This is a genomic window from Methanosarcina sp. DH2 (assembly GCF_020804225.1).
Taxonomy (GTDB): domain Archaea; phylum Halobacteriota; class Methanosarcinia; order Methanosarcinales; family Methanosarcinaceae; genus Methanosarcina.
Window position 1 is genome coordinate 749221 of sequence record NZ_WJBI01000001.1, and the last position, 13051, is coordinate 762271.

Consider the following 13051-nt stretch of genomic DNA (forward strand, 5'->3'; position numbering starts at 1 on the left):
ACGTTTATAAAGAAAGGTTGAAAGAAAGGTTGAAAGAAAGGTTGAAAGATGCCATTAAGGCTGCCCTTTAGTAATATCAACCGACTAACTACGGGCCGCCTAATATTTGGTTATACACTTAATTCTTTTTCGATGGTTTCAACTACAGTTTTCAGAACCTTTACTCTTGAAAAGCGCTTGTCCCTGGATTCAATAACAATCCATGGGGCACCTGTAGTGCTCGTTTTCTGAAGCATCTCATCGGCTGCAACTTTATAGTCGTCCCATCTTTTCCGGTTCCGCCAGTCGTCTTCTGTGATTTTCCATCGTTTTTCCGGTTCATTCAGCCGGCTTTCGAAACGCTCTAGCTGGGTTTCTCTATCTATATGGAGCCAGAATTTGAGGATGATTGTTCCAGCATCAGCAAGGATTTTCTCAAACTCGTTGATCTCCCTGTAGGCTCTTCTCCATTCTTCTTCCGTACAGAAACCTTCTACTCTTTCTACGAGAACACGCCCGTACCAGCTCCTGTCAAAAACAGTTATATGTCCAGCCATAGGGACTGAATCACAGAAGCGCCAGAGGTACTGGTGGGCTTTTTCAGTATCATTTGGGGAGCCTACAGGCACAACCCTGTAAAGCCTGGGGTTCAGCTCTTCCACAAGGCGGCGAATGTTCCCTCCTTTTCCTGCAGCATCCCAGCCTTCAAAAATTATTACAACTGAGCGTTTTTGTCTAAAAAGTTCATACTGGAGGGCTTCGAGCCTGTGCTGGTAAAGCTTTTTGGACTCCCTGTATTCTTCCACGGAAATGTTTTTTGAGAGGTCAGTCTTTTCCAGGGCTGAACCGTTAAGTACAGGAAGGTTAATAGTTGCCATGTCAAGGTATTTTATTATCTGTTGCCCCGGAATCCCTGTTACCTTTTCAATATATGTCTCGATTGCATGAGTTACTGTTACCATGATTTTCAGGACTGCATAATTCCTGTCGTTTGCCTCAACTATTGTCCAGGGGGCATAGGGAACATCTGTTCTCTCAAGTATTTTTTCTATGACAGGCAGGTATTCATCATATTGATCGATAAAATCCAGCTCTCTTCCGTTTTTCCCTTCATATTCATCGATAATAAGGGGAATGTCCCTTTTTTTAATCTCCTTGAACCGCTCTTTCTGCTCTTTTTCACTGATGTGAAGGAAAAATTTGAGTATCAGGTACCCATCGTCCGCAAGCTGGCGTTCAAAATAAGTTACTTCCTCCAGGATTTTTTCCAGGGCCTTTTCGTCTTTTTCTTTTCCGAAGAGCTCGATTATTGCTCTGCTGTACCAGCTCCGATCAAAGATTCCAATCCTTCCTTTTACAGGAGTCCGCGCCCAGAAACGCAGCAGGAAAGGCTTAAGACGGTCTTCATAACATGGCCTGGTCATTGTATGGAAATCAAATCCCCTAGGGTCCAGAGGCAGGATAAAACGGTTAATATCCTCCCCCATTCCTGATGCGTGCCAGCCTTCAAAAACAAGTATAATGGGTATTTTCAGCTCCCATGCTCGTCGTTGAAGTTCACCGAGTTTAACCTCAAGTGCCTTCATTACCTTTTTATATTCTTCGTTTGTTATCGCCTGGGAAAGATCAACGTTTTCAAGCATGTTTGAGTCCTGTATTATCTTTGAAACCTGATTTCTTATGGTATGTTTAGAGTAATATTAATATGCAGGTATAATTTTTGCCTTAATTTAAGACATAGAACTCATCCAAAAACAATTTTATTCTCAAATCATAAATATTTCAGAACTATTTTCCCTGATCATAAACTCGATCTATTATTTGAGATACCGGATTCAGAGAAGCAATTTTGAGTTTGGGATCGGCTCATATTATAAGGATTCCAGATATGCCTGTGAGGTTTATAAACATCTATTTCAGATATTTCTAATGGCGTTAGTAAGTATGTCTAACAATATTATAGGTTATTATAGGCTAATTCACTATTTAAATTTTTGAGATAAATCGAAAGTATGCGGATATAAAGAAGTAATAAGTAAAAGACAAGTAAGAAGTAAAGGCAAGTAAGAAGTAAAGGCAAGTAAGAAGTAAAGGCAAGTAAGAAGTAAAGGCAAGTAAGAAGTAAAGGCAAGTAAGAAGTAAAGGCAAGTAAGAAGTAAAGGCAAGTAAGAAGTAAAGGTAAGCAATGATAGAAATAGGTAAGTAAAAAATAATAGTATTTTCCATTTTACATGCATTATTTTAAGTTATTAACTGTCGTGTATAACCTGCTTTTATAGATTAATTTTGGACATATATTTTAAAAATTGATTAAATATATTCAATATTTGCTATAATCTTATGAATGTGTTTTTTATGCATAATTCAATTTGAATAGTACACGGAGGGAAGCAAAAGTAGTTTTATAAATATAGTCTAATAATATGCTGAATAGGTTTGAGGCTAATCGCTATCTTTTTTAGGCTAACTGTCGTTTTTTCAGGAGATTATTCATGAAGATATATACATAATTAAATACAATGGGGCATAAATTAGTTCTTTGTCAAATATTATATATTAAATATCATATGTGACTTAAGATATAATAAATGAATCATTCACATGCAATTTTCAGGCAATGTGGGTTATACAATGAATATATTAATTTAGGCATATATAGTAATATGCTTTTTACTAGGTATTATGTAAATTACAACAGTTGACCAGGCTAAAATACATATATATTATAAGATAATTATCGCACGATATTCAATTACCTATATGTTTAAGCGCGTTTCAAATAACAATGTTAATTTTACACATATTAACTTTAATGCATATATCTTATTGGATGCGTTTCAAAATTTAATATACTACGGTAATTGTAGCGTCAAAATATATGTATTTGATAGGATGTTATTGTCTGGTTACCTGTATATATTCTTTTATAAACCATTCATCATGATATATTCACAAATATAGCATAATCATTGAGTGGATTCTAAAATAATGAATGCATTTAATAATGTGTTATGGGTAAAACACTATTCTGGGGAGTTCATTTAAATAATGACTTATTAATTCATTGCCTATTTTAATAAATATATTCTATTATAATCTAAAATAAGCATTTAACTTTAAGTCGATTATTTTTTTGATGAATTTTTAATATAATCTTAATTATAGATAATTCTTCACTTCATTTAAAAAGATACTCAACAAATAAATCCATGTCTTAGAGCGCATAGATTATTTTTGAAGTTATAATCTATTTACAGTCAATGGATTTCTAAGATTTCTTAATATTTATAGAAATTATTCATGTAGCTACATTTTATTAATCTGTATTTATAATATGGTTTTTTGAGTGAATATGGTAGACTATTCAGTTAAAATTTCATCAGAAACACATAGGTAAAAAACAGGCATAGAAATCGATTTATCCAGCGGAGTCTTTATTAATGGAAAGCTATGTATATTTTTTAAGAATAATTGTTTAGAAGAATGGAATTAATAGAACGTTCTGTACATAGATACTATATGTATGGTTATAGAGATTCTCAGAATTATTTTACCTCAATATTGTTTCATATTTACTATTGCGGTGATCGGCAGAAAGTACTCTATTCCTATAGTATCTGAAATAATTGACTTAACAAAATAAGGGGTTGATCAGGAAAATTCACCCAAAGCAAAATTGATTCCTATATATTATAGGAATAATTCATCCGAAGCGTTTCACCGGGTCGAAGGTATGGATTAAAAAGGGATGCCTGAAATCAAAAATAATCCCTATGCAAATAAATAATAATTAATGCGAAGATATATTATAAAAGAGCATTATTGTTCAGTAAAAACGCCACTTAGATGTTTTGAGAAATAATTACAGTTTTTTGTTTACCGAGAAACTCCATAATTCTAGCCTCTGGAAGAAAATAAAACATTTTCTGAAATAAGTCTTTTTCTACTTAACTATTTTATTTTTCTATTAATTCTTTCAAAATACTCTATTTTATAACTGAATAAATATATATTTACTACAATAATGGTATTTTATTAACCTATTTTTATATATTACTATTTCGACCCGATCCTCTACACTATTCAATTTAAAAATAGGTAAAAACACATAGGTAAAAAATAAGGAAACGATACGAAATATTCTGATAAAGTACCTTTATTTAGAATAAATAACTTTTGTTTAGAACATCCGACTTATTATATTTTTTTGTCCTAAAGAACTTTTTACTATGCCATATTCTGGCATGATCCGGCAAATCATTAAATGATTACTTTATCAATAAGCATTTTGGGATAATATTCTCACTTTATTTCTCATCAAACTGATCCTACTAATACATCACATTTAGTACATTGTTATATTTAACATTATTACATTTGTATTCTTATTCAAGCTTTTCATTATTTAATCCAGAGCCTTGTTTCTTAATTTTTATCCCAGATGTTCTGATTCAAAAAATAGTTACATATTTATTCTGAAATGGATTTTTACGTTATTGTTCTTTTTTAGCGATCTGGATATTTTTAATTTCACGTAACTTTATATTATTTATCACATTTAAATTAATTTTAAGAATATCTCGGTCCAGATCCTACTAAAAAAATAGATGTTCTCATGTAACGAAATTATAATTCCAGCTTTAAATCAAAAATTTCTTCAAAAAGCTCATATTTTTTGCGTGCCCTGTACAGATACTGGCGAACCGGAGTCCTGTCTTTTGCCCGGGCAAAAAGGGCTTCAATTTCCCCTTTTGAGAAAACTGCCTCAAGTTTTTTTATGGGTACGGCTTCAAGCTCTTCCCAGCTTTCAATTACGGGATTGCTTATAGGTATGGGGATGGGAAGGAGAGTTACCTGAGCCTCATCTACCCAGTTCCAGTCGGAATCATAAATGTTTGCGTAGAAGGCACCGCATGTAATACATTTTGTTATGACTGCTATATTCTCCCCTGCAGAATGGTAGCTGAGGCTCATTATCATGGAGTCGCAAACAGTGCAGTTCCCAATCTCGTTTTTTTCCAGGCTATACGCAGGTATTCGGTTTTCTTCGATATAAAGAGTTTTTTCATTAAGGTCGTACCTATATTCCATATTATCCGCTCCTGAATGAGGCCTGAAGTCCCTGAAAGTGAATTTTTCTTTTTCCGGACTGGTATTTAATTTCCTCTTTGATTTCTGTTTAAGGTAATAACCCTATTAATAATAATCGGATATAGATACTCTTCATTTTGGTGACATTTATTCGACCAGTAAAATAAAAAGCATCCTTTTCTCTAAATTCGTAACACTAAAAATATAATTTTATCTAACAGTTGTAATAAAAATAAGTCACTTTAAATTTTCAATCCTTTCTAAATTTTGAATCGAATCTAAATTTTTTCTCCGATATTTTTAATTGCTATTTCTTCAAAGGCAGTAATCAAAAAAGTTACACAAGATTTTCAAGGTAACTAGCTTTTTAATCAATTTAAATCCTATCTTTTTGTTAGATCGTTTGGTAAAATCCTCAAATAGTATTTTTTTAATACGAATATCTTTTCTAAACTAGTCACATAAAAAAGAGCATTAAAAAATCAGTAAGATGTAGAAATTGTAAGTTTAATTGAAATAGTTGGAAAGAAGACTGATAAATGCGTTAAACAAATTAATAATATTTTCACTATATACAGTCACGATTACTCCAATAACAGCTGTAAGAATAACTAATATCAAAGTATTAATGTATTTGATGATTAGTTTGAGCATATTCACTGTTTTTATCAGAAACTTTTTTAGAGCTGATGGCTCAGACTCTGGAAGTGTAAAACATGGAGTAATAGTTCCATCCCATGTTTTTATTTGTTCTCTATGTATGTCCATCTGTTCAGCGGAACTGTATAATATTTTTTGAAGAGGACCCTCAATATTATTAGTAACCTCTATTAGCTCCATAATACATTCCTCAACAGCCTTCTCGTCTAAAAACATAGCGTCTTCTTTATATTTTTTAAGATTTTGCATACAATCTATAGCCTTATATAAAGAATCAACAAATAATTCTCCTTTATTATTTCCAATGTAGACTTCGTGAGAGTAACTTAATTTGTTTTTCCATATAGGCACTTTATTATCTAGATCTGTAAAAGTTCTCTTTTCAATTATTGCTCTCATACAATCAAGCATATCTGCAAAAACCGACATTGAAACGAAACAAGCATTACAGATTTTGTTTTCTTCTGTGGATGCTTCAGCGGCCTTTTTGTAGAACTCTGCTGCCTCCTGTATACCATTTATAATTTTCTTAAAATTTTCACTATCAGAACTATTATTAGGATAAATTGTATAAAGAACAATTTTTCTAACTCTAGCTTTTCCTTTCTTTATATATCCTAAAGTTAGTAACTCCCCCTCTGACCCCTCTCCTGACTGTTTGCCGGCTTCAATATATTCGTCGCCTGAGATATCGGTATATTTCCAACATTTTGAATTAGTTTCCTCAATATTATATTTTTGTGCCAACTGATAGTATTTATTTGCCAGTGCATCATAAATTATTGCTCGAGTTATATGCTCATAAAAATTATTTCCACTTTCTGCAAATAAGCGAGCGGCTTTTTCCATTTCTTTTTTAACTTTTCTATCTGAAATCCTAGGTAAATGCAAGATCGTAAGACTATATAAAAAACGAATGTCTGCATAATTAGGGTCATATTTTAAGAAGTTTTTACAATGTTTCGCGGCTTCTTTTAGTCGATCCATATCATAAAGGATATGGGCGTAATTGTAATTTAGCTCTCTATTTTTCGAATCATTGGCTAAAAGTATTTTGTAGTGTTTTTCAGCCTCTTCAAACCGATTCCTCGTATTAAGAAGATTGACATAATTTGCATGAGTAGTTAAATTTTGAGGATCAATATTTAAGGCAATTTTGTAATGTTCTTCTGCTTGGTCTATTCGACCCGTTCTATCTAGTAAATATCCATAATTGTTGTGGTTTATTGAGTTTTGAGGATCAATCTCTAAAGCAATCTTGTAGTGCTCTTCAGCTTCTTCGAGCATACCCATTTTATCAAGAAGAATTGCATAACTCGAGTGGGCTGCTAAATTTTTGGAATCAAATACCAAAGCAAGCTTGTACTCCCTCTCTGCCTCTTCTTTTCGGTCATTTTCATAAAGGAATTGTCCATAATAATAATGGAGATCTGAACTTCGAGGATCAATTTCTAAAGCAGTTTTAAATTCGTTTTCAGCTTCCTTTGGACGATTCATCTTATCTAGCATAAATCCATAATCATAATGAATCGCATTTTGGAATTTACTATGATTATCAACTTTAAAATGTAAACCACGATAATTATAGTTTGAATTTTCGGGGTCAATTTCTAAAGCGATCTTAAATTCTTTTTCTGCCTCTTCCAACCGACCCAAACCATCGAGGAGAATACCATAATTGTAATGAATAGCTGCACATTTTGGGTTAGACATCAAAGCAAGCTTGTGTTGCTTTTCAGCCTCATTTACTCTATCTAGTTTGTAAAGGATAACTCCATAATTTGAGTGGATCACTGGATTTTGAGGATCAATTTCTAGGGCTTTCTTATACTGCTCTTCAGCATCCTCTAGTCGGTTCATTTTATCGAGAAGAGTTCCATAATTCACATAAGCAGTAAGGTCAGTAGAATTGGCTAACAAAGCAAGTTTGTACTCTCTTTCTGCCTCCTCTAGACGATTCGTTTTTTGAAGTAAAAATCCATAATTTGTGTGAGTAGCCGCATTTTTTGGGTCAATTTCTAAAGCGATCTTAAATTCTTTTTCGGCTTCCTCTGGATGCCCTAATCTATAAAGAAGGCGTCCGTAATTTATGCGAGTAGCTACACGTCGGGGATCGAGATCTAAAGAACTCTTAAGCTCTTCACCTGCTTCTTCTAACTGACCCATAACCTCAAGGAAGTATCCATAGCTTGCGTGAAGAGCTGCATTCTTGGGGTCAGCCAACAAGTCAAGCTTATATTGTTCATCGACTTTTTCTGAGAGAATACTTCCAGCAATAAGAATTATATTATTTAACTGAGTGGATAAATTTTCAGGATCAGGCTTCATTTATAACGATTTTATTTAGTCCGTTCTTAATATACTTTTTTATTTTGTATTAAGTTTTATTTACACTTTAAAATTTACTAGAAATTCCTGCATGGTTTTACTATTTTACCTGTAAAATTTACCCAATACTGTTTTACTTTTTATTGTAAATGTTTACACGCTCGCCCACTAACAGTTTACACAATTTACTGTAAATTTACTAAATTTACAATTTACAAGTAAAAACATACATATTTTTACACTCGCCTTAATACAAGAAATCAATATCTTCTCTTCTTCCTTCTACATACTCCGCTAATTCAAACCCTTTCCTTTCTATTACTTTCCTTCTTGGGATAAGTTTCCCTTCATACTCTATTCTTTCACTCATTCGGGTTTCATAAGCCTTACTTAGCTTATCGGTTCCACCTACTCTTAATCTGAGAGCATAGTTACTCATTCTCAAAAAGTCGCTTTTAGGAACCCTATAACCTTTTGAAAGTAATCTATAGACTATTACATCTATCTCCCCTCTAAAAATCTCCTGTAGGTCATATGCTAAACTTCTTTTTTCGTTTCTCATTTCATGCAAAAAAACCTCTTCAGGAATCTAAAACCCTACTGTGTTAATCAATCTCAAACACTCAGCCTCAAGCCATAATTCAGCATGGCACCATATCTCCTGAACCCATAGGCATTCTATACTGCTCTATCCTTGAACAGAACTCATACCTTTCAGGAATTAGTTTGGAAAACGTATTCCGTATTTCCATGCTAAACCACCTTCAAGGTATAATTCAGATTAGCTGTCATTTAGTAGCCTAATTTCTAATAATTTTTTCTTTTGTTTTTATATAATAGGCAATTATATTATTGATTTAACATAGTAGATATTATTATAAATTTTAAAATGTTCAAAAATTCTGATAAAAAAATAAATCTGTTTAATTTTATAACAACATTTTAAATTTAAAATATAGCGTTTAATAGGGACACAAATGAAAAAGCGGGGCAAAGCATATCCAATCGTTTTAGCTTCAACAGCTTTTCTCTTACTTTTAATTATTTTTTCATTTACGGAGTCAACACCCAATGTACAAAGTAATTTATCTGCTGCGTATGCATATGTGCCGAATGAAAAAAGTAACGATGTCTCTGTAATTAATATAACAACTGACACCTTTATAGCAAATATATCTGTAGGAGCTAACCCTGCTGGAGTTGCAGTCAGTCCTGATGGAAAAAAAGTATATGTAACGAACGAGGAAAGTAACAATATCTCTATAATTGATACATCAAACTATAGTAATATTACAAGTGTGTCTGTACAAATGTATCCTTTAGGGGTTGCAATTACACCTGATGGAAAAAAGGTATATGTAGCAAACTACTACAGCAAAAGTGTCTCCGTAATTGATGCCTCAAATTACAGTGTTAACAATGTATCTGTAGGGGCCCATCCGATTGAAGTTGCAATCACACCTGATGGGTCAAAGGTATATGTGGCAAACTCCGGCGAGGCAACTGTTTCTGTAATTAACACAGCAACAAACGCTCCTATAAAGAAGATAGACGTAGTAACTGATCCTTACGGAGTTGCAGTCACACCTGATGGAACACAGGTATATGTGACAGGTCTAAGCACCAGTACTGTTTATGTAATTGACACGATAACAGATACTATTATAGGCTCACCAATAGTAGTAGGAAAGTATCCTCGCGGAGTCGCCTTTACGCCTGATGGAACGAAAGCATTTGTAGCAAACCACGAGAATCCTGGCGGCAGCATCTCTGTGATAAATGCCATAACAAATACTGTTACAGATACCGTTGAGAATGTAGGAAACTATCCTTGTGGAGTTGCAGTCACACCTGATGGAAAAAAGGTATATGTGACGAACTCAGGCAGTAACAATATCTGTGTAATTGATACCAAAACAAACGAAGTAATAAATAATAACATAGATGTAAAAGGATATGGTCCTGCTGGCTTAGGTCAGTTCATAGGTCCTCTTCCAGAGCCCCCACAGAATAGTTCCACCTAGAGATTACTCTATAAATATATTAGCCTTACATGGTATTTTATCAATAATCTTATTATCCCGTATATTCGTGAGATTATCAGTGGATTAATTGTATCCGTTCTAATAGCCGTAATAATGAAGAGATATTCCAAAACATTCAAATGATATTTCTTTGACTCTCCTGTACGTAAGCTTTCCAATTCGATTTTCGGCTTTATAGAAAACCTGCCTGAATAAGCTTTTAGGGGTTGAAAAATTGTTCATTAAAACGGATCAAGCAGTTAAGTTCAAATTAATAAAGACTCTTTATCACAGATGATTTCTACAGAGCCAGGAAAATATATAAGTCAAGCTCTTTCTCTCTACTATAAGCTAGTTTTTGAGTAAGTAAAAATCAGTTCGGGAATTAAGTTTACTATAATAACTAGTAACCTTAATAACCAGCAACCTTAATAACCAGTAACCTTAGAAGTTCTCTTCGAGTTCTTTTCTTAAACCTTAACCTGACCCTTCAAAACAAATTCTCCCAAGCTTTAACCCTTTCTAAAACACGACTGTTAAGGTAATAGGCTAAAATGCTTATCACTTTTGGCATTTTGCTTCATATAAATACAGGGTTCCGATAGAGAGCGTTTTAAAATTAAATTTATTTCTATAATCTGGATAGGGCTTACACGCTTGAACTGAAAGACAGTAGCATTAAACCGTAAATCTCTAAAGTGCAAATTCAAACCATGATGTTTAATGTGTTTGATTTTATGTCTCAATTGAGTGAGTCCTATGTAGTAGATTTACAGTCTGAATTTAAAGTTAACGCTGCCCATTATCCAGATATAGAAATGGTTTGAATTTTAAGACAGCCTCTCAGGATTAATCTACGAAAAGAAAATTTTCGAATTGCCACGGATCGGAATTATGTTCCACGGCTGGATTTTCTTTGAAAAATATTTTGCGATTTTTAAGCGGTGTCCAGTCCGATGGTGTGGAAATAAATTTTCCAAGATACGGTCTGGCAATATCCAGGATAAAATCATGAGGCAGGTCCTCAGGTGTTTTAATACCTTCTCGCGGATTTTCAAGCATCCAGAGTACAGCAGCAACAATGCCTGCAGCTACCTGAAGGGTGGTAGCATTTTGACCGGGAGCGAGGGATCTGGCTTCCTCAATGCTCAATGAGCTCCCGGTCCACCAGGAATTATAAGAATGGCCCATCAAGAGTGCTCCCATTATATCCTTTCCAGATGTGACTTCATCTGTCATAATCCTGAGTCTGGGTTGAAGATCATAATTCCGGCCTCGCAATTCGCAAAGAGAGGAAAGTGTATCATTACAGGGCATATAAGCATAATGTACGGTAGGCCGATAGATCGCCTTGCCATCTTCCCAAATAGTTAACAGTTGTGAAAGGCCATATGCTTCGCCATGACGGATCGCCATACCTACAATTTCTTCATCTGGTATCCACGATCTGACCCATGTATTAATGCCCATCTGGGGCAAGAAAATCATATTTTTCGGTTCACAAGGAGGCATATGCGCCAGGGGCGGCAATTTGCTCTCATGCGTTCCCCAACCTATTTCAACCGGAGCTATTCCTTCTTCCCTCAATCCTTCAATGCTCCATGTCCCTACAAATTCATTAACCTCCTTTGGTCGGTTAGAAATTTGAGTATCTCGCTCGCTACAATGGATCACTTTAATTCCCAGTTTCTTAGCCAGGCGGGCAAAATCCTTGTTTTTCGCAAGGAGGCAAATTTCCTTTTCATCCTCAGGAGAGACTTTCTTATCAGCACAGGTGCGCGTGGCAATATCCAGCAGGGCTTGCTTTACGAAGTGAGATATCAAGCCAGGATTTGCGCCATGGTCAATAACAGCAGTTGGTGCATCTTTCCAATCACGGGAAAGTTCAACCAATTCCATTTGCCGTAAATAAAGCGATTTTTCTAATAGACTTTGAGTCAGAAATCCCTTCGTAGGATCCCATACTTCAACCGAAGTATTAAGGTACAATACTTTGTGATCATGGCACCACTTAATGATATCATTAGCAGCGATATTCCACGCCAGATCAATGAGCAAGCCCTCATTTTCCAGATATTGTGACAAAACTTGATCTAAATTTTCCGGGGTAATTTTTTCACAGACATATCTTAACCCTTGATCAGTATATTTTTTCAGAGCTTTTGATTTGTCTTCAAAATCAATTAAGGTAATGTTTTCTAGCGGAACATCGAGTTTGTCCATTAAAAGGGGTAGGGTGCATTGTGAAACTGAGCCATAACCGATAATGAGGATTTTATTGGAAAATTTTTTTTTCATAGGTTTTCTTCCATTGTCGACAGTGTTTTAATACCATATCCATTTAAGATAAGCACATTCCCCAGACATAATAATAGGAAGTATATAATAAAAAGATATCAGGAAAAATAAAAGGAAAAAGAGATTTATTTTTTAAGAATTCTCATTTTTCTAAGATCATTTTTGCAAATCTTTAAAAAATTAAATACTGTTTTATCATTTATTCTGGCAATTCTTCCAGTAAACATTAATTTCCTTACTTCCAGTTCAGGCATTTCATTTGTGCTCATCCTGTTTTTGTCCCTTCTTTTTCCTTCTTTTCCCTTCTTTTTCCTTCTTTTTCCGGCATTTTCAATACTTTTTCTTTCTTTACAACAGTAAAAAAATATTGATTCCACCACTTTCACCAAAATAACCGAAGAAGATGTTTTCTAATCTTGAGACTTTAAGTAACTTATTTTGATTACGTCCCTTTAGATTCTTGTTATTGTTTCTAGTATTACTCTTCAGAAAATTTGTGTTAAAATTAGTCTAATGTTACGAATTGAACTAAAAATATAAAATACTGTGGAAATCTAACAGTTCAGGTATACAAAACAAAGAGTACCTATACCCGATTAATATTAATTCCTTTTTTGATGAAGAAGTTGCGAGTTCAGGACCGTTCAGGTTTTTCTTACTTTTACTTATTC

General features: G+C 34.0%; 7 protein-coding genes. 1 reads left to right on the top strand and 6 read right to left on the bottom strand.

Annotation, left to right across the window (positions count from 1 at the left end):
* Nucleotides 1-110: 110 nt before the first annotated feature.
* From pap to FXV91_RS03280, 4 genes are all read right to left on the bottom strand, one after another.
* Nucleotides 111-1622 (bottom strand): polyphosphate:AMP phosphotransferase, encoded by a 1512-nt coding sequence (gene pap / locus FXV91_RS03265; RefSeq protein ID WP_229388275.1) that lies wholly within the window; start codon nucleotides 1620-1622, stop codon nucleotides 111-113.
* A 2983-nt stretch (nucleotides 1623-4605) separates the two neighbouring features.
* Nucleotides 4606-5070 carry a hypothetical protein gene (locus FXV91_RS03270; RefSeq protein WP_229388277.1) on the bottom strand — a complete coding sequence of 155 codons (465 nt, stop codon included), beginning with the start codon at nucleotides 5068-5070 and terminating at the stop codon, nucleotides 4606-4608.
* Nucleotides 5071-5577: 507 nt separating this feature from the next.
* Nucleotides 5578-8058 (bottom strand): tetratricopeptide repeat protein, encoded by a 2481-nt coding sequence (locus FXV91_RS03275; RefSeq protein WP_229388279.1) that lies wholly within the window; start codon nucleotides 8056-8058, stop codon nucleotides 5578-5580.
* Nucleotides 8059-8305: 247 nt separating this feature from the next.
* A complete protein-coding gene (locus FXV91_RS03280) occupies nucleotides 8306-8620 on the bottom strand; it encodes a CRISPR-associated endonuclease Cas1 (protein ID WP_229388602.1) in 315 nt (104 codons plus the stop codon).
* Nucleotides 8621-9035: 415 nt separating this feature from the next.
* On the opposite strand from FXV91_RS03280, the gene FXV91_RS03285 reads away from it, so the two are divergent.
* Complete coding sequence (locus tag FXV91_RS03285) at nucleotides 9036-10082, top strand: YncE family protein (protein ID WP_229388281.1); 1047 nt, start codon at nucleotides 9036-9038, stop codon at nucleotides 10080-10082.
* 849 nt (nucleotides 10083-10931) lie between these two features.
* On the opposite strand, the gene FXV91_RS03290 is transcribed toward FXV91_RS03285, so the two are convergent.
* Complete coding sequence (locus tag FXV91_RS03290) at nucleotides 10932-12380, bottom strand: saccharopine dehydrogenase C-terminal domain-containing protein (RefSeq protein WP_229388283.1); 1449 nt, start codon at nucleotides 12378-12380, stop codon at nucleotides 10932-10934.
* 125 nt (nucleotides 12381-12505) lie between these two features.
* Nucleotides 12506-12766 carry a hypothetical protein gene (locus FXV91_RS03295; RefSeq protein ID WP_229388285.1) on the bottom strand — a complete coding sequence of 87 codons (261 nt, stop codon included), beginning with the start codon at nucleotides 12764-12766 and terminating at the stop codon, nucleotides 12506-12508.
* Nucleotides 12767-13051 lie beyond the last annotated feature (285 nt).